The sequence below is a fragment of the Pseudomonas sp. GR 6-02 genome, assembly GCF_001655615.1.
Taxonomy (GTDB): domain Bacteria; phylum Pseudomonadota; class Gammaproteobacteria; order Pseudomonadales; family Pseudomonadaceae; genus Aquipseudomonas.
On sequence record NZ_CP011567.1, the window covers coordinates 889,066 to 910,015 of the forward strand.

At 61.4% G+C, this 20,950-nt stretch carries 14 protein-coding genes; 9 read left to right on the forward strand and 5 right to left on the reverse strand.

Features of this window, described 5'->3' with window-relative positions; genetic code table 11:
- Window positions 1–13: 13 nt before the first annotated feature.
- From ampD to PGR6_RS30665, 3 genes are all read left to right on the forward strand, one after another.
- Entirely contained in the window at window positions 14–589 is a 576-nt protein-coding gene (ampD, locus tag PGR6_RS03820) for a 1,6-anhydro-N-acetylmuramyl-L-alanine amidase AmpD (protein WP_028939912.1), read from the forward strand.
- The gene (gene ampE, locus PGR6_RS03825; RefSeq protein WP_064616142.1) at window positions 586–1,422 is read left to right on the forward strand and encodes a regulatory signaling modulator protein AmpE; all 837 of its coding nucleotides are present in this window, start codon (window positions 586–588) and stop codon (window positions 1,420–1,422) included. Before ampD ends, ampE begins: the two co-directional genes overlap by 4 nt.
- Before the next feature lie 1,523 nt (window positions 1,423–2,945).
- Window positions 2,946–3,650, forward strand: coding sequence for a methyl-accepting chemotaxis protein (locus PGR6_RS30665; RefSeq protein WP_370741150.1), 705 nt, complete (start codon window positions 2,946–2,948; stop codon window positions 3,648–3,650).
- A 35-nt stretch (window positions 3,651–3,685) separates the two neighbouring features.
- Here the strand turns inward: PGR6_RS30665 and PGR6_RS03835 are convergent, their stop codons facing one another.
- Both PGR6_RS03835 and cra read right to left on the reverse strand, forming a co-directional pair.
- Entirely contained in the window at window positions 3,686–4,462 is a 777-nt protein-coding gene (locus PGR6_RS03835; protein WP_064616144.1) for a TatD family hydrolase, read from the reverse strand.
- A 3-nt stretch (window positions 4,463–4,465) separates the two neighbouring features.
- A complete protein-coding gene (gene cra, locus PGR6_RS03840) occupies window positions 4,466–5,461 on the reverse strand; it encodes a catabolite repressor/activator (protein ID WP_064616145.1) in 996 nt (331 codons plus the stop codon).
- Between the two features lie 301 nt (window positions 5,462–5,762).
- Between cra and ptsP the strand changes: the two genes are divergently transcribed.
- The 4 genes from ptsP (at window position 5,763) to PGR6_RS03860 (ending at window position 13,026) form a co-directional block, all read left to right on the forward strand.
- A complete protein-coding gene (ptsP, locus tag PGR6_RS03845) occupies window positions 5,763–8,630 on the forward strand; it encodes a phosphoenolpyruvate--protein phosphotransferase (protein WP_019582441.1) in 2,868 nt (955 codons plus the stop codon).
- Window positions 8,630–9,571: a 1-phosphofructokinase gene (pfkB, locus tag PGR6_RS03850; RefSeq protein WP_018929500.1), complete on the forward strand. Its 942-nt coding sequence runs from the start codon at window positions 8,630–8,632 to the stop codon at window positions 9,569–9,571. Before ptsP ends, pfkB begins: the two co-directional genes overlap by 1 nt.
- Window positions 9,572–9,582: 11 nt before the next feature.
- The gene (locus tag PGR6_RS03855; protein WP_064616146.1) at window positions 9,583–11,322 is read left to right on the forward strand and encodes a PTS fructose-like transporter subunit IIB; all 1,740 of its coding nucleotides are present in this window, start codon (window positions 9,583–9,585) and stop codon (window positions 11,320–11,322) included.
- Window positions 11,323–11,484: 162 nt separating this feature from the next.
- Window positions 11,485–13,026, forward strand: a complete 1,542-nt coding sequence (locus PGR6_RS03860) for an alkaline phosphatase D family protein (RefSeq protein WP_064616147.1) — start codon at window positions 11,485–11,487, stop codon at window positions 13,024–13,026.
- A gap of 50 nt (window positions 13,027–13,076) precedes the next feature.
- Here PGR6_RS03860 and PGR6_RS03865 read toward each other — a convergent pair whose 3' ends face one another.
- Window positions 13,077–15,605, reverse strand: a complete 2,529-nt coding sequence (locus tag PGR6_RS03865) for a PepSY domain-containing protein (protein ID WP_064616148.1) — start codon at window positions 15,603–15,605, stop codon at window positions 13,077–13,079.
- A 135-nt stretch (window positions 15,606–15,740) separates the two neighbouring features.
- The gene (locus PGR6_RS03870) at window positions 15,741–17,999 is read right to left on the reverse strand and encodes a TonB-dependent receptor (RefSeq protein ID WP_064616149.1); all 2,259 of its coding nucleotides are present in this window, start codon (window positions 17,997–17,999) and stop codon (window positions 15,741–15,743) included.
- Between the two features lie 206 nt (window positions 18,000–18,205).
- Here PGR6_RS03870 and PGR6_RS03875 point away from each other — a divergent pair, with 206 nt between their 5' ends.
- Window positions 18,206–18,886: a Fe2+-dependent dioxygenase gene (locus PGR6_RS03875; protein ID WP_064616150.1), complete on the forward strand. Its 681-nt coding sequence runs from the start codon at window positions 18,206–18,208 to the stop codon at window positions 18,884–18,886.
- Entirely contained in the window at window positions 18,883–19,638 is a 756-nt protein-coding gene (locus PGR6_RS03880; protein ID WP_064616151.1) for a tetratricopeptide repeat protein, read from the forward strand. The genes PGR6_RS03875 and PGR6_RS03880 overlap by 4 nt, the downstream gene beginning before the upstream one ends.
- Before the next feature lie 91 nt (window positions 19,639–19,729).
- Here PGR6_RS03880 and PGR6_RS03885 read toward each other — a convergent pair whose 3' ends face one another.
- Complete coding sequence (locus PGR6_RS03885; RefSeq protein WP_018929507.1) at window positions 19,730–20,893, reverse strand: type III PLP-dependent enzyme; 1,164 nt, start codon at window positions 20,891–20,893, stop codon at window positions 19,730–19,732.
- Window positions 20,894–20,950 lie beyond the last annotated feature (57 nt).

Below are 20,950 nucleotides of genomic sequence, written 5' to 3' on the forward strand. Positions count from 1 at the left end.
TGAAGGAGCCTGTATGCAGTTGGACCCCGCGAGTGGTTGGTGTCAGGGTGTGCGTTTATGCCCTTCGCCCAACTTCAATGCGCGCCCCGAGGGCGAGATTTCCCTGCTGGTGATCCACAACATCAGTCTGCCGCCCGCGCAGTTTCTGACCGGCAAGGTGCAGGAATTTTTCCAGAATCGTCTGGATGTCACGGAACATCCCTACTTTGCAGGGATCGCCGACCTGCGGGTGTCTGCGCACTTTCTGATTGAACGTGACGGCACCGTCACTCAGTTTGTCTCTTGTCTTGAGCGCGCCTGGCACGCCGGCGTTTCGTGTTTTGAGGGACGGGAAACCTGTAATGATTTTTCCGTGGGCATCGAGCTTGAAGGCACGGATGATCTACCGTTTACCGATGCGCAGTATCAGGCGTTGACGACTCTGACCCGACAGCTGCAAAGCGCCTTCACGGGCATCACCGCGCAACGTATCTGTGGGCATAGCGACATTGCACCCGGGCGCAAGACTGATCCGGGACCGGCGTTTGACTGGGCGCGCTATCGTGCGGCCCTGGCAAAAGCCGCTCAGGAAGAAGAGGAGCAACAATGAGTTTTCTGGTGCTGCTGTTAGCGGTCTGGATCGAGAAATTCTCGGCCCTGCGCCATCGGGTTCAACGTGATGCGGGTTGGGTGCGCGAGCTGAACAAGCTTGAAGTGAGCCCACGCATGAGCAACCGTCCGTGGCTGATACTTGTGGTGCTGGTGTTGTTGCCGGTGGCGCTGCTGGGATTGCTGTTGGTGGTGCTGGACCCGGTGGCCTATGGCTTGCTGGCGTTGCCCGTGCACCTGTTGGTGGTGATTTACAGTCTGGGGCGTGGCGATCTGCTGGCCGGCCTGGGGCCGTTTCGCGATGCCTGGCGCCGGGAAGACCTGCAGGCTGCCGCCCATGTGGCCAAACGCGACCTGGATATCTGCGCCGACAGTGGCGAGCAACTGCTGGAACGGGTGCAGGGGCATCTGTTGTGGGAGGCCTATCAGAGCTTTTTCGCGGTGATCTTCTGGTACTTCCTGCTGGGCCCGGTTGCGGCCCTGAGCTATCGGCTGCTGGCGCTGGCCGAAGAGCATGGGCAGAACCCGGCCGTGGTCGAGCGCGCGACACAACTGCGCCACGCGTTCGATTGGGTGCCGGTGCGGTTGCTGGCGGCGAGCTTCGCGCTGGTCGGCAACTTTGTCGCGGTCAGCCGGGTGATGCTGCATGAGCTGCTGAACTGGAACATCAGCGCCGCTCAACTGATCGAGAAAGTCGGGCTGGTGGCCGGTGAAATTCCGGCGCCGGTGGTCGGCCCGGACGGCATCAACAGCCTGGACCGGATCTGGGAACTGCTGCTGCGCGCGGCAGTGCTTTGGTATGCCGGTTTTGCGTTGTGGACTGTTTTGTCCTGACTCCAATCTACGGACGCTTTTGTGGCGAGGGGGCTCGCCACAGGGGCTCATCCGCTCCAACAACGGCGACCTGTCGTTAACCTTAAGTTACAAAACCTCCCTCCGATTTAGGCTATACAGAGGCAGCGCCAATAGTGGCTATCTGCTGTCTCTGCGCGCCTGCCAATAAAAATAAGAAATCAAAGGGAGACTTCACAGTGAAGAGCTTGCTCTATCCCGCTGTCGCGCTGATGAACCGCCTGAGCTTCGGCATGAAGTTCAGCCTGATCAGCGTGCTGTTCCTCGTACCGATGCTGGTGACCAACTTCTATCTGGTGCGCGACTCCTATCGCGAATTCCAGGGCACCCGGATCGAGTTGCAGAGCCTCGACCTGTTGGGCAGCGGCCTGAGCCTGCGTCGGGACCTGGAGACCCTGAACAACCTGGTACAGATCAACGTCACCCTGGGCCAGTCCGGCAAGGCCAATCATGTCGAATCGACGATCAGTGCCCTGGAGCAAAGCGTCCTGAGCCGTTTGCAGGGGCTGGCGGCGATGACCACTGACCCGGAGCAAATCACGTTTTTCGATAGTAAACGCGATGAAATGATCGCCGCGTTCAAGGTCCAGCAAGCGGAAAACTCCCTGCAAAGCAAAAGTGCGCTGATCGGCAAGTTGCTCGGCAGCGCGCAGATTTTCAGCCAGATTATCGCCAGTCAGGCCGGCCTGAGCCGCGACAGCCAGAGCGACATGCGTCAGCTGAGTGAACTCATTACCAACGTCACGCCGGCCGTCACCCAGACACTCGGCGAGGGCCGAGCGATGGGGTCCTACTCGCTGGGGCAGGGTTTTCTCAATTCGGCCTCGAGTACCCGATTTGATGAGTTGCTGGCGCAGATCGAGAAACTTCAGGCCGAATACGGCCTGAAGTTGAAGGACGCTCTGGGCTCCAGTAAAGCCGCGCACGAAACCCTGGCGGCTCAGGCAGAAAGCAGCAAGGCCTCCCTGAAAAAGGCCAGTGAACTGTTCGAAGAACAGGTGGTGATGGCCGACACCCTCGATGCGCCGTGGCAGGCCTTTTTCGATCAGGTCACGGGCCTGATGGACCAGACCTATCAACTCAACGAAGCCACCCTGAAGTTTCTCGGCACCCAGTTGCAGCAGCGGCTGGAGCAGCACCGTACCCACATGGTGTTGCAGGCGGTGGCGCTGGCGCTGGTGTTTGTGTTGATTTTTTACCTCTATGGCGGGTTCTACGCTTCGACTCGCACCACCCTCAAGCGTCTGGGCGCGGTGATGGACAAGGTGGCGGCCGGTGACATGACCGTGACCTTCAGCGCCAACAGCCGCGACGAGCTGGGCGAGTTGGGTGAGGTGTTCACCGGTACCGTGAAGAAAATCCATGACCTGATCGAGCGAGTGGGGCAGACCGTCAGCGAGGTCGAGCGCCAGGCCGGGCAGGTCGAAAGCGTGTCCGCCCAGAGCAACCAGGCGGTAGCGGGGCAGCGTACGCAGATCGAACAGGTCGCCACCGCGATGAACCAGATGTCGGCCACTTCCCAGGAGGTGGCGCGCAGTGCCTCTGCGGCCGTCAGCAGTGCCCACAGCGTCAATGACGAGACCATCAGCGGTCGCGGATTGGTGGAGTCCCAGCAGGGCAGCATCGCTGCACTGGCCAGCGAAATCGATCAGTCGGTGCGGGTGATCAATCAACTGGCCAGCGACAGTCAGTCCATCAGTCGTGTGCTGGAGGTGATCAAAAGCATTGCCGAACAGACCAACCTGCTGGCCCTCAACGCCGCCATCGAAGCCGCCCGCGCGGGCGAGCAGGGCCGGGGTTTTGCGGTGGTGGCGGATGAGGTGCGGACCCTGGCCAAGCGCACCCAGCAATCGACCGAAGAAATCGAGCAGATGATCGCCAAGTTGCACAGCGGTGTCGGTGCGGCGGTCAAGGCAATGGGCACCAGCCATCAGATGGCTAGCGGCACGGTCGGGCAGTCGGAAAAGGTCCAGCAGGCGCTGGAAAACATCCTCGGCGCCGTCGGCATGATCGTCGACCAGAACCAGCAGATTGCCGCTGCGGTAGAGCAGCAGACCGCTGTGGCTCACGACATCGACCAGAACATCGTCGAGATCAACCGCGCCGGCGAGCGCACCGCCGAAGGCGCGCACCAGACCGAGAATGCGAGCCGAGCACTGTCGGCGCAGGTGGTGGAGCTCAAGCAGTTGATCAGTGCGTTCCGGGTTTGATGCCACGAAGCAGATCAAATGTGGGAATCAACGGATTACCAGTTGAACAGCTCACACGCATTGGCCGTACTGGCAGCGGCCAGACGTTCTGGGCTGATCGCCATCATGGCGGCCAGTGCCTCGCAGATCGCTGGCAAATGGGCCGGGCTGTTGCGTTGGCCGGGGAACATGGCGGGAGCCATGTCCGGTGAGTCGGTTTCCAGTACCACCGACTCAAGGGGCAAACCGGCGATCACCCGGTGCATGCGCAAGGCCTGCGGCCAGGTCGCGGCGCCGCCGAGGCCGAGTTTGAAACCGAGCTTGATGTATTCGCGAGCCTCTTCCTGGCTGCCGGCGAAGGCATGAATGATCCCCGCCCGTTTCAAGCGAAACCGTTTGAGTGTGGCGATCACCGCTGCGTGGCTGCGTCGCACATGAATCAATGCTGGAAGATTGAAGTCCGCCGCCAGTTGCAGTTGGGCGTCGAACAGCGTTTGCTGACGTTCACGATCCAGAGTTTCGATGAAGTAATCCAGACCGATCTCGCCCACCGCGCATAGCTGGCGATGGCCCGCTAACCGCGTCAGCCAGTCACCGAGCTCGGTCAAATCTTCAGGGCGATGCTCATCCAGATACACCGGGTGCAAACCAAACGCCGCGTGCAGATCGGGATCGCTTTGCACCAGCTCCCAGACCCGCTGCCAATTGGCCTGATACACCCCCAGCACCACCATCCGCCGCACGCCGAGCGCGCGGCTCTCGACCAGCAACGCCTGACGATCCGGGTCGAAATCCGGAAAGTCCAGGTGAGTGTGGGTGTCGATCAGTTCCACGGTTCAGTCCTGAAGAATACGCTGCTTGAACGTCCGCGCGATGGCCTGCACGCCGGGCTGATAATCGGCCTGTTCGATGGCGGCCACTGCCAGTTCCAGGGCTTTGTCGGCGATCAGTTGATGCTGCTGGGCCATGGCGTTGACCGGCAGCGGCAGGAAGTCCAGCAACTGCGTATCACCAAAGGTGCCCAGGCGCAGCGGGCGGCTTTTCAGCGGGAAATCGTGCAAGGCATCGAACACGCCCTGAAGCAGCACGTAGGAGGTGGTCACCAGCGCATCCGGCAAATGGCCCAGGCGTTGGATCAATTCTTCCATCAGTTGTTTGCCGCACTCACGGCTGAACGACTCGCCGTGCTCGATCAGCGCCTCGCCTTTGAAACCGTTCAGCGCTTCCTTGAAGCCCGCTGCCCGCTCCTGGCTGATACTCAATTCGGGGCGTGCACCGAGCAGCGCGATCTGTTTTGGCAGCGGGGTCAGCAGGCTGCGGGTCAGGTGCAGGCTGGCTTCGCGATCATCGCTGATCACCGAGCAGAAATGCTCGGGCTCCATCACCCGGTCGATGGCGATGATCGGAATGCCTTTGGCCTGCAACTGGCGATAACTGTCGTCACCGGCCGGCAGGCAACTGGCGACGATCAGCGCATCGCAGCGGCGGGCGCGGAACAGTTGCAGCAATTGCCGTTCGCTGTCCGGCGCATCGTCGGAGCTGGCGATCAGCAGCTGATAGCCGCGCGCCCGGGCGCCTTGTTCCAGCAGTTTGGCGATTCGCGCGTAACTGGGGTTTTCCAGGTCCGGCAGAATGAAGCCCAGGGTGCGGGTGTGCCGACTGCGCAGCCCGGCGGCCTGCGGGTTGGGCGTGAAGCCATGTTGTTCGACCACTGCCCGCACGCGCTCGACAGTGGCGCTGCTGATGCGTTGCTGTTCGGCCTTGCCATTGATGACGTAACTGGCGGTGGTCACGGAGACACCGGCCAATTGTGCAATATCACTGAGTTTCAACCCGGTATTCCTTGTTTTTAGAGCGTGCCCCGACATTTTCGCCAATCCTACCCGATTGAGGCAGGCGACCATTGTCGCAGCACATCCGATAATTGGACTTCAAGGATGAGACATTATCGAGTAACGTGCCTAAGATTCTAGATTAAACGTTTCAGCAGGCGTATTTTCTACGTTATAGGTCGCTTTGGCCGGTTCTGCCGCGAAACCGCCAAAACTGCGTCTGAAAAGGTGTTCTCAAAACGCCTAAGCTGAATCAATCAAAACAATACCTGGCGTCACACGGCGCCAAAAAGGAGAAAGCATGCTCGAGCTCACCATAGAGCAGATATCCATGGGCCAGTCGGCTGTGGATAAAGCCACCGCCTTGCAATTGCTCGCTGACCGACTCGTGACCGATGGCCTGGTGGCCGACGGTTACCTCGCAGGCTTGCAGGCCCGGGAAGCCCAGGGCTCGACCTTTCTCGGCCAAGGTATTGCCATCCCCCATGGCACTCCCGAAACCCGCGATCAGGTATTCGCCACTGGCGTGCGGCTGATGCAGTTTCCTGACGGAGTGGACTGGGGCAATGGCCAGATCGTTTATCTGGCCATCGGTATCGCCGCCAAATCCGATGAACACCTGCGCCTGCTGCAACTGCTGACCCGTGCCCTCGGTGAAACCGACCTGGGCCAGGCCCTGCGTCGCGCCAGTTCCGCCGAAGCCTTGTTGAAATTGCTGCAAGGCGCGCCACAAGAGCTGGCACTGGACGCACAGATGATCGGCCTCGGTGTGTCCGCCGATGACTTCGAAGAGCTGGTTTGGCGCGGTGCCCGTTTGCTGCGTCAGGCCGATTGCGTGAGCAACGGTTTTGCCGGCGTCTTGCAGCAGGTCGAAGCGCTGCCGCTGGGCGATGGCCTGTGGTGGCTGCACAGCGAACAAACGGTGAAGCGTCCCGGCCTGGCGTTCGTTACCCCGGACAAACCCATCCGCTACCTCGGTCAGCCGCTGAGCGGGCTGTTCTGCCTGGCCAGCCTCGGTGAAGCCCATCAGGCGCTGCTCGAACGTCTTTGCGCGTTGCTGATTGAAGGTCGCGGCCATGAATTGGGCCGTGCCACCAGTAGCCGCGCGGTGCTGGAGGTCCTTGGCGGTGAAGTGCCGGCGGACTGGCCGAGCGCACGCATTGCCCTGGCCAACGCCCACGGTTTGCATGCGCGCCCGGCGAAGATCCTCGCGCAACTGGCGAAAAGTTTTGAAGGCGAGATCCGTATACGCATCGTCGATGGTCACGACAGCGCGGTGTCGGTGAAGAGTTTGAGCAAACTGCTCAGCCTTGGCGCCCGTCGCGGTCAGGTGCTGGAACTCATCGCCGAACCGGTCATCGCCGCCGACGCCTTGCCGGCCTTGCTGGCGGCCATCGAAGAAGGCCTCGGTGAAGAAGTCGAGCCGCTGCCCGTGGTAAGCCAGCAGCGCGAAGTGCTCGTGGAGGTGGAGGTCGCCGAAACACTGCTCGCGCCAGCGTCCGGCAGCCTGATTCAGGCGATTGCCGCGGCACCGGGGATCGCCATCGGCCCGGCGCATATTCAAGTGCTGCAAGTCATCGATTACCCGCTGCGCGGTGAGTCCGCGGCCATCGAGCGCGAGCGTCTCAAGCAAGCGCTGGCCGATGTGCGTCGTGACATCGAAGGCCTGATCGAGCGCAGCAAGGCCAAAGCGATTCGCGAGATTTTCATCACCCATCAGGAAATGCTCGACGATCCGGAATTGACCGACGAAGTCGAAACCCGCCTCAAGCAAGGTGAAAGCGCCGAAGCGGCGTGGATGACGGTGATCGAAGCCGCCGCCAAACAACAGGAAGCGCTGCAGGACGCGTTGCTCGCCGAACGTGCCGCCGACTTGCGCGACATTGGCCGTCGGGTGCTGGCGCATTTGTGTGGCGTCGAAACGCCTGCGGAGCCTGCGCAACCGTACATTCTGGTGATGGACGAAGTCGGCCCGTCGGATGTGGCGCGTCTTGATCCGACGCGCGTCGCCGGCATTCTCACCGCTCGCGGTGGTGCCACGGCCCACAGTGCGATTGTCGCCCGGGCCCTGGGTATTCCGGCACTGGTGGGCGCCGGCGCCGCCGTGTTGCTGCTGAAACCGGGCACGCCGCTGTTGATCGATGGCCAACGCGGCCGCCTGCACGTGGACGCCGATGCCGCGACCTTGCAGCGCGCCACCGAAGAGCGCGACACCCGCGAACTGCGCCTCAAAGCCGCCGCCGAACAACGCCATCAACCGGCGCTGACCACCGACGGCCACCCCGTGGAAGTGTTCGCCAATATCGGTGAAAGCGCTGGCGTCACCAGCGCGGTGGAGCAGGGCGCCGAAGGCATTGGCCTGTTGCGCACCGAACTGATTTTCATGGCTCATTCACAAGCACCGGACGAGGCCACCCAGGAAGTCGAATACCGTCGTGTACTCGATGGCCTGGCCGGGCGACCGCTGGTGGTGCGCACCCTCGACGTCGGTGGCGACAAACCGCTGCCGTACTGGCCGATCGCCAAAGAAGAGAACCCGTTCCTCGGTGTGCGTGGCATTCGCCTGACCCTGCAACGTCCGCAGGTCATGGAAGCGCAATTGCGCGCCTTGCTGCGTGCGGCGGATAACCGTCCCTTGCGGATCATGTTCCCGATGGTCGGCAGCGTCGATGAGTGGCGCCAGGCTCGGGACATGACCGAACGTCTGCGTCTGGAAATCCCGGTCGCCGATCTGCAACTGGGGATCATGATCGAAGTGCCGTCGGCCGCCTTGCTGGCGCCGGTATTGGCCAAGGAAGTGGACTTCTTCAGCGTCGGCACCAACGACCTGACCCAGTACACCCTGGCCATCGACCGTGGTCACCCGACTTTGTCGGCCCAGGCTGACGGCTTGCACCCGGCGGTGCTGCAACTGATCGACATCACCGTGCGTGCGGCTCATGCTCATGGCAAGTGGGTCGGCGTGTGCGGTGAACTGGCGGCTGATCCGCTGGCGGTGCCGGTGCTGGTGGGCCTGGGTGTGGATGAGTTGAGCGTGTCGGGCCGCAGCATTGCCGAGGTCAAGGCGCGCATTCGCGAACTCAGCCTGACCCAGACTCAAACCCTTGCCCAACAGGCCCTGGCCGTGGGCAGCGCGAACGAAGTCCGCGCATTAGTGGAGGCGCTGTAATGGCCAAGATCTTAACCCTGACCCTCAACCCGGCGCTGGACCTTACCGTTCAATTGCCGATGCTTGTGCCCGGTCAGGTCAATCGCAGCGACGAAATGCACACCCACGCCGCCGGCAAAGGGGTGAACGTGGCACAGGTGCTGGCCGACCTCGGGCATCAGCTGACCGTCAGCGGATTTCTCGGGGAAGACAACCTTCAGGCGTTCGAAACCCTGTTCGCCAAACGCGGCTTCACCGACGCGTTTATCCGCGTCCCCGGCGAGACCCGCAGCAATATCAAACTGGCGGAAAACGATGGGCGCATCACCGATATCAACGGCCCGGGGCCGCGGGTCAGTGAAGCGGCGCAGCAGGCTTTGCTCGATCGGCTCGACCAGATTGCACCAGGGCATGACGCCGTCGTGGTGGCCGGCAGTTTGCCCCGTGGCGTGAGTGCTCAATGGTTGCGGGAGTTGATCCTGCGCTTGAAAAAACGCGGCTTGAACGTTGCGCTCGACACCAGCGGTGAAGCCTTGCGCGCCGGCCTGTCGGCTGGCCCGTGGCTGATCAAGCCCAACACTGAAGAGCTGGCTGAAGCACTGGATTGCGAAGTGGTTTCCGTGGGCGCCCAAGCCGAGGCCGCGAGCCGTTTGCACGCTCATGGCATCGAGCACGTGGTGATTTCCCACGGTGCCGACGGGGTGAACTGGTTCAGTGTCGGCTCGGCGATGCATGCCACACCGCCCAAGGTCAGCGTGGTCAGTACCGTCGGTGCGGGGGATTCGTTGCTGGCGGGCATGTTGCACGGCTTGCTCAGTGCCGATACGCCTGAACAGACCTTGCGCACCGCCACTGCGATTGCAGCCATGGCCGTCACCCAGATCGGTTTTGGCATCGGCGACGCCGCGCAACTGGCGCAGCTCGAACAGGGCGTGCGCGTGCGCCCCCTGACAGAACAATAAGAGGGTTTGCAATGAAATTAGCCATTGTTACGGCCTGCCCGAACGGCATGGTCACCAGTGTGCTGTGTGCTCGTCTGCTCGATGCAGCGGCCCAGCGTCAGGGCTGGAGCACCAGTGTCGAAGTCGTGGATGCAGCCCATCCGGAACGTCAATTGTCGGCGGCGATCATCGAGGCCGCCGAGTGGGTGTTGCTGGTCACCAGCGCACCGGTGGATATGTCACGGTTTATCGGCAAACGGGTGTTCCAGAGCACCCCGGCCCAGGCTCTGCAAGATGTCGAAGCGGTGCTGCGCCGTGGGGTAGAGGAAGCCGAGGTTTACGTCGCGCCCGCAGCCACCGCTGAACCTGCCGCGGTTGCTAAACAGGCGCCACGCCTGGTGGCCGTCACCGCGTGCCCGACCGGTGTCGCCCACACCTTCATGGCCGCCGAAGCCTTGCAGCAAGCGGCCAAGCGTCTGGGTTACGACCTGCAAGTGGAAACCCAGGGCTCGGTCGGCGCACGCAATCCGCTTAGTGCAGAGGCGATTGCCGATGCTGATGTGGTGCTGCTGGCGGCAGACATCGAAGTTGCCACCGAGCGTTTTGCCGGCAAGAAAATCTACCGCTGCGGCACAGGCATCGCCCTGAAACAGGCCGAAGCGACGCTGAACAAAGCCCTGGCCGAAGGCAAGCAGGAAAGCGCTGCGACCGGCGCCAAAGGCCCGGCCAAGCAAGAGAAGACCGGTATCTACAAACACCTGCTGACCGGTGTCTCGTACATGTTGCCGATGGTGGTGGCGGGCGGTCTGATGATTGCCTTGTCCTTCGTGTTCGGCATCACCGCGTTCAAGGAGCAAGGCACGCTCGCGGCGGCGCTGATGCAGATCGGCGGCGAGAGCGCGTTCAAACTGATGGTGCCGCTGTTGGCGGGTTACATCGCCTACTCGATCGCTGACCGTCCGGGCCTGGCGCCGGGGATGATCGGTGGTTTGTTGGCGAGCACGCTCGGTGCCGGTTTCATCGGCGGGATCATTGCTGGTTTCATCGCCGGCTATGCGGCCCAGGCGATCAACCGTTATGCGCGCTTGCCGCAAAGTCTTGAGGCGCTGAAGCCGATCCTGATCATTCCGTTGCTGGCGAGCCTGTTTACCGGTCTGGTGATGATCTACGTGGTTGGCAAACCGGTGGCCGGGATGCTTGCGGGGCTTACCCATTTCCTCGACAGCATGGGCACCACCAACGCAATTCTGCTCGGTGTGCTGCTGGGCGGCATGATGTGCGTCGACCTTGGTGGGCCGATCAACAAGGCGGCTTACGCGTTTTCGGTGGGGCTGCTGGCATCGCAGAGTTATGCACCGATGGCCGCGACCATGGCCGCCGGCATGGTGCCGCCGATTGGCCTGGGCATCGCCACGTTGATTGCCCGGCGCAAGTTCGCCCAGACGGAACGCGAGGCCGGTAAAGCGGCGCTGGTGCTGGGGCTGTGCTTTATCTCCGAAGGGGCGATTCCGTTCGCGGCCAAAGACCCGCTGCGGGTGATTCCGGCGAGCATCGCCGGCGGTGCGCTGACCGGCGCGTTGTCGATGTACTTCGGCTGCAAACTCATGGCGCCGCACGGTGGATTGTTTGTGATGCTGATTCCGAATGCGATCAACCATGCGCTGTTGTATCTGCTGGCGATCGTGGCCGGGAGTCTGCTGACGGCGGTGGTGTATTCGGTGCTCAAGCGACCGGAAACAGTGGAACTGGCGCTGGAGCCGGCTAACGCTTAACAGCCAAAGATCGCAGCCTTTGGCAGCTCCCGGCCAGAACAGTGTTCGACCGCGATATGGCGGCGTACATCGAGCCTGGAGCTGCTGGAGGGTGCGATCTTTTTTGTGTCATACCTGATTCATGCGGCCATGCTTTAGTTTTCCTTTTTCAGGGAGAGCACCATGAGCGAATTCGACCTCGGCCGCCGTCGTGTCATACAAGCTGTCGGAGCCGGGCTGTTGCTGCCCGGGCTGGCGCCGGCGGTGATCGCATCGGTCAAGGATCGGCCGCAACTCACCGATGGTGTGCAGTCCGGCGACCTGTTGGGCGACCGGGCGATGATCTGGAGCCGTAGCGATCGCGCGGCGCGGATGGTGGTGGAATGGGACACGCGCAGCCTGTTCAGCAACCCTCGTCGATTCGTCTCGCCATTGGCCGATGCCGGCACCGATTTCACCGCTCGGGTCGAACTCACCGGCCTGCCTGCCGATCAGGCAATTTTCTACCGCGTGACGTTCGAAGACGCCCAGAGCGGTGTCGCCAGCGAACCGTGGTTCGGCCATCTGCGCAGTGTGCCCAGCGCTCGGCGGAATATTCGCTTCGTCTGGAGTGGCGACACGGTTGGCCAAGGCTTCGGCATCAACCCGGACATCGGCGGCATGCGCATCTACGAAGCCATGCGTCTGCGCCTGCCGGACTTTTTTATCCACAGCGGTGACACCATCTACGCCGACGGCCCTGTGCCGGCGCAACTGACCACCGAAAGCGGCCGGGTGTGGCGCAACGTCACCAGCGAAGCCAAGAGCAAAGTCGCCGAAACCCTCGACGAGTATCGCGGCAATTACCGCTACAACCTGATGGACGAAAACGTCCGTCGTTTCAACGCCGAAGTGCCGCAGATCTGGCAGTGGGACGACCACGAAGTGGTGAACAACTGGTCGCCGGGCAAGCAACTGGATGATCGCTACAAGAGCAAAGATATCCACAGCCTGGTGGGCCGCGCACGGCAGGCCTGGCTGGAATATGCGCCGATGCGTTTGCAGAGCGCCGACGGTGGCGGGCGGATTTATCGCAAGCTGAGTTATGGGCCGATGCTCGATGTGTTCGTGCTCGACATGCGCAGCTACCGGGGTGCCAATGACGACAACCTTGGTGCCGCCAAACCGTTCCTCGGTCGAGAGCAATTGGATTGGCTCAAACGTGAATTGAAAGGCTCCCAGGCTCAATGGAAAGTCATCGCCGCCGACATGCCTATCGGCCTCGGCGTCCCGGACGGCGAAGTCAGCCCCGGTGTGGCGCGTTGGGAGGCGGTGGCCAACGGTGATCCGGGCCCGGCTCAAGGCCGTGAGCTGGAGATCGCTGAGTTACTGAGCTTTCTGCGGGCGCAGCAGGTGCGCAATTTCGTTTGGCTGACGGCGGATGTGCATTATTGCGCGGCGCACCATTACCATCCTGATCGCGCGGCGTTCCAGGACTTCGAACCGTTCTGGGAATTTGTCGCGGGGCCACTGAATGCGGGGAGCTTCGGGCCGAATGCGCTGGATAAAACCTTCGGCCCCGAGGTGGTGTTCCAGAAGGCTCCCGCGGCGCAGAACACCTCGCCGTTTGCCGGGTTTCAGTTTTTTGGCGAGGTGAACATCGATGGGCAGTCGGGGGAGTTGAGTGTCGTGCTGCGGGATCTGGATGGGGTGGGGGTGTTCGAGCGTAAGTTGCAGCCGGTTTGAGGGCAGCATGATTGTTCCCACGCTTTGCGTGGGAACAATCATCAACGGTGTCAGTAAACGTCGCGGCGGTAGCGGCCCTGTTCGATCAGGCGCTCGACTTCATCCGCACCCAGCACGTCGTTAAGCACTTGGTCCACCCCTGACGCCATCCCCTGCAAACTGCCGCAGATGTAAATCACGGCGCCATCGGCCAGCCATTTCTTCAGCTCGCCGGCAGACTCGCGCAGGCGATCCTGCACATAGATTTTCTCGGCCTGATCGCGGGAAAACGCCAGGTCCAGACGCGCCAGATCACCGTTGATCAACCACTCTTCCAGTTCCGCGCGGCAAAGAAAATCGTGCTCGCGATTACGCTCGCCAAACAGCAACCAGTGACGCTGTTGCCCGTCGGCAATCCGTGCCTTGAGCAAACTGCGCAACCCGGCCAGCCCGGTGCCGTTGCCCAGCAGGATCATCGGCACCGGTTCGTTCGGCATATGGAAACCACTGTTGCGCCGCACCCGCAGGTTGACGTGGCTGCCCACAGGCACGTGTTCGGTCAACCAGCCGGAGCCGATGCCCAGGCTGCCGTCTGGGTGCCGCTCCTGACGCACGATCAATTCCAGCACGCCGTCGGCGGCGATCGAGGCGATGGAGTATTCGCGCAGGGCCAGTGGCACCAACGCATTCACCAGCGCTTGCGCGTGCAGGCCGACCAGATGAGCGCGGTTCTCGGGCAGTTGGCGGCTGGCCAGGGCTTGCTCCAGAGACTGCGACAGGCCATCGAGTTCAACCGTGGCTCGACCGTCAATTCCCAGGCCTTCGAGGAAATGCTCGATGGCCCACGCACCATTGCGCGGCAGCACTTCCACCAGATCACCGGCCAGCCAACTGCTGGTGCTGGGAGCGGTGAGGCCGAGCAAGTACACGGGAGCTCCACTGCTGTCCGGGTTCATCAATTCGCGGCGGGTCAGGGTCCAGTTGTCGTAGCTGGGCGCTTGCCAGGTGTCGACCGGTGCCTGACCCGTCAGCAGACCGAGTTGCTGTTGCCAGTGACGCAGGGCGTAAGGGTCGCCACCGTCGACTTCAACCGGGGCGAACAAGGTCTTGCCGCCGTGCTCGCCCAGCCAGATGTGCAAGCGACGGGCGAAGCCGCAGAAGTGTTGATACTGGCGGTCACCGAGGCCGAGAACGGCATAGTTCAGGCGTTTAAGACTCGGTGCACGCCCCAGCACTTTACGTTCGAAACCGCGGGCGCTGTCCGGCGCTTCGCCGTCGCCGAAGGTGCTGACCACAAACAGTGCGTTGCTGGAGTCTCGCAGGTCCTGTTCGCTGACATCGGCCAGCGGTTGAACCTTCACCGATAATCCGGCGGCCTGCAATTGCCCGGCAGTCTGCCAGGCGAGCTGCTCGGCAAACCCGCTCTGGCTGGCGAAGCCGATCAGCCATGCCGGTGCGTCGCTACCCGGTTGCTCAAGGCCTTTACGGGCATCCTTGATCTGACGTTTCTTGCGTCGGCGGTCCAGGTACAGCAACCAGCCCGTGACGAAAAACAGCGGCATGCTCAGCGCGGTGATGGTCAGGATGATCCGCCCGACCAGCCCGAAATAACTGCCGACGTGCAGTGCATAAATACTGGTCAGCAACTGCGCCTTGAGGCTCTTGTCGCTGTAGCGGTCATGACGGCTGACGGCGCCGGTCACCGGATCGAGGGTGATCTGGTTCCGTGCCTGGTCGTGGGGTGAATCCTTCAGCAGGTAGAACACGGTTGCCGGTTGCCCGGCCACGGGCGGCATCCGAACGTTGTAGGACGAAAGACCAGGGCCGGCGGCGCTGTAGATGCTGCTCCACATCGCGGCGTAATCGGCGGTGGGGGCCGGGCCGCTTGGCGCAGGGCCGCGACCACTGCGAACCCGCTCGTTTTGCGGCGAGTCGGCCAGCAGCCTGGTCAGCCCTTTGTTGTACCACTCGTACGACCAGGACAACCCGGTCAACGCCGCCAAAAGGTAGAACACCAGGCACCAGGTGCCGGCCACCGAGTGCAGGTCCCAGTTGAAGCTGCGACCTTTTTTCTTCCAGTCCAGCGTCAGCCAGGCGCGCCAGCTTTTCCACTGGCGCGGCCAGCGCAGGTACAGGCCGGACAGGCAGAAGAACACCAGAATCAGCGTGCAGGCGCCGGTGATCTGCCGGCCGGTATCACCCATGGCGAGGAAGCGGTGCAACTGCAGCATCAGGCCGAAGAAGTCCTGGCCGGTGACGTCGCCCATGAACTCGGCGGTGTACGGGTCGAAATAACGCATCTGCCCGCGACGTTCGCCGGGCGGCGCCGTGAAGATCACCCGCGCAGCATTGCCGCTGTCGGTCTCGACCCAGAGCATCGAAACGATCTTGCCCGAAGCGCTTTCGATTTTCTCCACCAGTTCGGCCGGTGGCAGCACTCCGGCGATCTGCTTCTCGACGTGCAGCACGGAGGGGTTCAGCGTTCGCAGGATTTCATCCTGAAACGATACTGCCGCCCCGGTAATGCCCATCAGGGCCAGGACCAGTCCGGCGCTGATGCCGAAAAACCAGTGCAACTGGAACAGGGATTTCTTCAACACGTCGCTCGCCTTGTTCGTTCAAAAGTCATCATCACGGCGCGCATTATGCCGTGAGTTGTCGAGAAGCATTCTTTTTTACACGCAAAAGCCCCGTTCACTTTGATGAACGGGGCTTTTGCCTCCGCACTTCTGTGATCAGAAGTGGAAGTTGGCACTCAGCAGAGCAGTGCGGCCCGGCGCCACGTGGGCGTAGTGCGTCTGGAATACCTGGTCGAAGTAACGCTTGTCGGTCAGGTTTTGTACGTTGAGTTGCAGGTCGACGTTCTTGGTCAGGCGGTAGCTGGCCATCGCGTCGTAACGCCAATAGGACGGAATCTCCACCGAGTTGGCGACGTTGCCGAACTGGGAATCGACGAAGGTCGCACCGGCACCGACGGTCAACTTGTCCGGCACCAGGTCGTAGGTCGACCAGAACGTGAAGTTGTTCCGTGGGGTGCTTGGCATGTGGTTGCCTTCATCGGCGGCGAGGGTGGTTTTGACCACTTCGCTGTCCATGTAGGTGTAGCCGCCGAAGACTCGCCAGTTACGGGTCAGCTTGCCGGTGTAGGTCAGTTCCAGGCCATTGACCTGCTGTTCGCCGTCCAGCACTTGGGTGGTGCCGCCGTCCGGATCGTTGATACGCGCGTTGGTTTTCTCGGTGCGGAACAGTGCGGCGGTCAGCGACAGGTCGTCACCGAAGAAGTCCCACTTGGTGCCAATCTCGTAGTTGCGGTTCTTTTCCGGGTCCAGACTGCTGTTGTTCGCCGCCAGTTCCAGGCCACCGTTGCCGCTGGTTTCGCCGGCCGGGTTGCTGGACGTCGAGTAGGCGGCATAGAGGCTGCCGTTTGGCAGCGGGTTGTAGACCACGCCGATCTGGTAGTTCACCAGGTCGCTGGTGTTCTGACGGGAGAAACTGCCCGCTGGAGCCGTGCTGCTGGCGTTGGCGAAACCGCTGGATTCGACTTGGTAGTTGTCATAGCGCAGGCCCAGGTTCAGGGACCATTGCTCGTTGAACTTCAGGGTGTCGAACACGTAGGCCGCGGCGGTCTTGGTGTCGGTGTCGGTGAAGGCGTTGCTGTCGGTGATCGTGCCGTTCCAGTTATCCCCAGGCGTCGGGTTGTACAGGCTGGTGCAGTCGCCGGAGTTGAACAGGGCACGGTTGCACTGGGTACCGCTGGCGCTGGAAGTCAGGAGGTACGGGCGGTTGTGGGTGTCCTGATAGGAAAACTCCAGACCGGTCACCAGGCTGTGCTCGATGGCGCCGGTGTTGAATTTGGCACTCAGGTCGGTCTGGTTGATCCAGCCGCTGGACGTCGAGTTACGGCTCTTCGCGCCACGGTAGACACTGCCGTTGGCCACGTTGCCCTTGCTGTCGTCAGGGTTGGTGACGATGTAGTCCAGGGTTGAACGGGACATGCGAAAGCTGTTCGACACGGTCAGGCTATCGTTCAGATCGTGCTCGAGCTTGATCGTGCCGCTGTCGTTGCTGGTCTGGCGATAGTCGCGGCCGGTGAGGCCGTAGAAGTTGTCGCGGTTGACGTTGGCCGGCTTGTCGACGTTGTACTTGCTGCGGTTGGGGCTCAGGGTCAACGGGATGCCGTAGTCGGGCATGTCGTCGGTTTCGACGTGGTAGTAGCCGACGGTCAAGCGGGTGTCGGTGCCCAGGCCGAAGGCGAAGGACGGTGCCACGCCCCAGCGACTGACGTCCACGGCATCACGCCCGGCGACGTTGGCTTCGTGCTTCATCAGGTTCAGCCGGAACGCCGAGGTGTCGGTCATTTGCTGGTTCAGGTCGAGGGTGGTGCGCTTGGTCTGGTCCGAACCCCAGGTGAAGCCGCCGTTGTAGGCATTGCCCAGCTTGGCGGTCTTGCTCACCAGGTTCAGGCTGCCACCGGTGGAACCGGCGCCGGTGAAGGCCGACCCTGGGCCCTTGCTGACTTCGATCGATTCAACGTTGAAGATCTCGCGGCTCTGGGACGCCACGTCGCGCATGCCGTCGATGAACACGTCGCTTTCGGCGTTGAAGCCGCGAATGATCGGACGATCACCGGCCGGGTTGCCACCCTCGCCGGCACCAAAAGTGATGCCCGGCGTGGTGCGCAGGGCGTCGACCAGGCTGGTGGCGCCGGTGTCGCGAATCACTTGTTGCGGGATCACGGTGACGCTTTTCGGCGTCTCGCGCAGTGGCGCGGTGTACTTCTTGGAGGCCGAGGTATCGGTCTTGTAGGAGGTGTCATCCTGCTCGCCTACAACGCTGGTGGCGTCCAGGGATATGGCATTACCGGGTGCTTTTTCGTCGGTCTTCTCGGCCGCGAAAACCATGTGGCCCGCAGAGCCGGCGGTGATCGCCACGCCAATTGCAGACGCGAGCAAACGCGGTGAACTGACCGTTGATTGTGGTTGTTGGCGTGACATGTGAATTCCCCTCCCCAAGGATTTGAGGTCGCGGAATGTAGAGTAAATACGTATCTGTATCAATTGCGAAACGTTGCTATTCGCAACGAATTTACATTCTTTACAATTTGCCTTTACGGTTTTTGCGGTTTCATTCGTCTCTTGGGTTTTACATAAGTAATAAGAATCAATACCATTAACGTCCCTTTGCTTTCAGGTGTCTTTCCATGTTGTTGCACATTCCCGGCGTGTTCGCGAAAGAAGAAGTGCAGCGCATTCGCGAGGCCCTGGCGCAGGCGGATTGGGCCGATGGCAAAATTACCGCCGGTTATCAGTCGGCGAAGGCCAAGCACAATCTGCAATTGCCTGAAGGACATCCGTTGACCAAGGAAATCGGTGCGGCGATGCTCGAGCGGTTGTGGAAAAATCCGCAGTTCATGTCAGCGGCATTACCGCACAAGGTCTTCCCTCCGTTGTTGAACTGTTACACCGCCGGTGGCAGTTTCGACTTCCATATCGACAATGCCGTGCGTCAGCCCAGGGGCAGCATCGAGCGGGTGCGCACCGACCTGTCGGCGACGCTGTTCTTCAGTGACCCGGAGGATTACGACGGCGGCGAACTGGAAATCCAGGACACCTTCGGCACTCAGCGCGTGAAATTGCCGGCCGGCGATATGGTCCTGTATCCCGGCACCAGCCTGCACAAGGTCAACGCCGTCACGCGTGGAACCCGCTACGCATCGTTTTTCTGGACGCAAAGCCTGGTGCGTGAAGACAACCAGCGCGCTTTGCTGTTCGAGATGGACGGGGCGATTCAGCAACTGACCCAGGACATGCCCGACCATCCTTCATTGATCCGCCTGACCGGTACTTACCACAACCTGTTGCGTCGCTGGGTCGAGGTATGAGTTATCAATTGCGCCGCGAGGAAGTCCTCGACGGTGATCGCCTCAAGGCCATGCTGGAGGAAAGCCCGGCGCGCGCAGCCCAGGCGATTCTGATCGCCGCCCGTGAAGGTGTGCTGGATGCCCAGGCCTTGCTGGGACAGATTTTGCTGGACGGGCGGGGTATCGAGCGGGATCAGCCGCTGGCGCTGCGCTGGTTCGAGATTGCGGCTCAGCGCGGGCACTTGATGGCGCGCAACATGCTTGGTCGTTGCCATGAACATGGCTGGGGGTGCACCGCCAACGCCACGAGCGCCGCGGGGCATTATCGCCTCGCCGCCGAGGCGGGACTGGATTGGGCGATGTACAACTACGCCAATCTGCTGGCTACCGGGCGCGGGGTGGTCGAGGATCAGGCGCAAGCGCTGAATCTCTATCGGCATGCCGCTGAATTGGGCCACGCAAAGTCGATGAACCTGCTGGGGAGATACCTGGAAGAGGGGCGCGATTGCCCGGCAGATCCGCACGCTGCCCGTGACTGGTATCGACGCTCGGCTGAAGGAGGGGATTTTCGCGGTCAGTTCAGTTATGCGGCGATGTTGGCGGATGAAGGCAAGGTCGACGAGGCGTTGGGCTGGTTACGCAAGGCCTTGGACGGCGGGAATTTGAATTTCTTGCGGGTGGCGAACAAGGCGCTATTGACGTCGACCGATCCAAGAATTCATGGGCTGGCTACCGAGTATCAACAGCGTGCTCGAGAGCTGACGCCAGGATAGATCGTTCCCACGCCCCCGTGTGGGAGCGATCAGCGCAGGCACAAAAAAGCCCATGACACGTCATGGGCTTTTTGATTTCTGCGTGCAGTGCTTACACGTAGAACGATTTCAGCGGCGGGAAGCCATTGAACTCGACGGCGCTGTAGCTGGTGGTGTACGCACCGGTCGACAGCCAGTACAAACGATCACCAATGGCCAGGTTCAGCGGCAAACCGTACTTGTAGTTTTCGTACATGATGTCGGCGCTGTCGCAGGTCGGGCCGGCGATGACCACTTCTTCCATCTCGCCTTTCTTCTCGGTCCAGATCGGGAACTTGATGGCTTCGTCCATGGTTTCGATCAGGCCGGAGAACTTGCCCACATCCGTGTACACCCATCGCTCTACAGCGGTACGGGATTTACGCGCCACCAGCACCACTTCGCTGACCAGAATACCGGCGTTGGCGATCAGCGAACGGCCCGGCTCCAGGATGATTTCCGGCAGGTCGTCGCCGAAGTCTTCCTTCAGGAAGCGGATGATTTCTTCAGCGTAGGTTTCCAGGCTGTTGGTGCGGGTGATGTAGTTGGCCGGGAAGCCGCCACCCATGTTGATCAGCTTGAGGTGGATGCCGTCTTCTTCTTTCAGGCGTTCGAAGATCACTTTGACCTTGGCGATTGCCGCGTCCCAGACGCTGATGTCGCGCTGCTGCGAACCGACGTGGAACGAGATGCCGTATGGCACCAGGCCCAGGTCACGAGCCAGGATCAGCAGGTCCATGGCCATGTCGGTCTGGCAGCCGAATTTGCGCGACAAAGGCCAGTCGGCAGTGGTCGAGCCTTCAGTCAGGATACGCACGTAGACTTTCGAGCCCGGAGCGGCCTTGGCGATGTTGCGCAGGTCGGCTTCGGAGTCGGTGGCGTACAGGCGCACGCCCTTGTCGTAGAAGTAGCGAATGTCTTTGGATTTCTTGATGGTGTTGCCGTAGCTGATCTGGTCGGCGCTGACGCCACGGCTCAGCACTTTGTCCAGCTCATAGATCGAGGCGATGTCGAAGCTCGAGCCTTTCTCTTTGAGCAGGTCGATGATTTCCACGGCCGGGTTGGCCTTGACCGCGTAGTAGACCTTGGCGAATTCGAAACCGGCACGCAGGTCGTCATAGGCCTGGGCGATCATCGCGGTGTCGATCACCACGAACGGGGTTTCTTGTTTGTCGGCGAAGGCCTTCATTTTCTGGAAGGTTTCGCGCGCGAAATAGTCTTCGACGTTGATCGACATGCTGGGAACTCCTACTGGCAAACTGAAATTATCAATGGGTGCAAATGAACGCCCTCC

What these genes read in the sequence shown, in the direction of transcription:
- ampD (WP_028939912.1), top strand. Translation starts at nt 14, where the DNA reads ATGCAGTTGGACCCCGCGAGTGGTTGGTGTCAGGGTGTGCGTTTATGC.
- ampE (WP_064616142.1), top strand. Translation starts at nt 586, where the DNA reads ATGAGTTTTCTGGTGCTGCTGTTAGCGGTCTGGATCGAGAAATTCTCG.
- PGR6_RS30665 (WP_370741150.1), top strand. Translation starts at nt 2,946, where the DNA reads ATGTCGGCCACTTCCCAGGAGGTGGCGCGCAGTGCCTCTGCGGCCGTC.
- ptsP (WP_019582441.1), top strand. Translation starts at nt 5,763, where the DNA reads ATGCTCGAGCTCACCATAGAGCAGATATCCATGGGCCAGTCGGCTGTG.
- pfkB (WP_018929500.1), top strand. Translation starts at nt 8,630, where the DNA reads ATGGCCAAGATCTTAACCCTGACCCTCAACCCGGCGCTGGACCTTACC.
- PGR6_RS03855 (WP_064616146.1), top strand. Translation starts at nt 9,583, where the DNA reads ATGAAATTAGCCATTGTTACGGCCTGCCCGAACGGCATGGTCACCAGT.
- PGR6_RS03860 (WP_064616147.1), top strand. Translation starts at nt 11,485, where the DNA reads ATGAGCGAATTCGACCTCGGCCGCCGTCGTGTCATACAAGCTGTCGGA.
- PGR6_RS03870 (WP_064616149.1), bottom strand. Translation starts at nt 17,999, where the DNA reads ATGTCACGCCAACAACCACAATCAACGGTCAGTTCACCGCGTTTGCTC.
- PGR6_RS03875 (WP_064616150.1), top strand. Translation starts at nt 18,206, where the DNA reads ATGTTGTTGCACATTCCCGGCGTGTTCGCGAAAGAAGAAGTGCAGCGC.
- PGR6_RS03880 (WP_064616151.1), top strand. Translation starts at nt 18,883, where the DNA reads ATGAGTTATCAATTGCGCCGCGAGGAAGTCCTCGACGGTGATCGCCTC.
- PGR6_RS03885 (WP_018929507.1), bottom strand. Translation starts at nt 20,893, where the DNA reads ATGTCGATCAACGTCGAAGACTATTTCGCGCGCGAAACCTTCCAGAAA.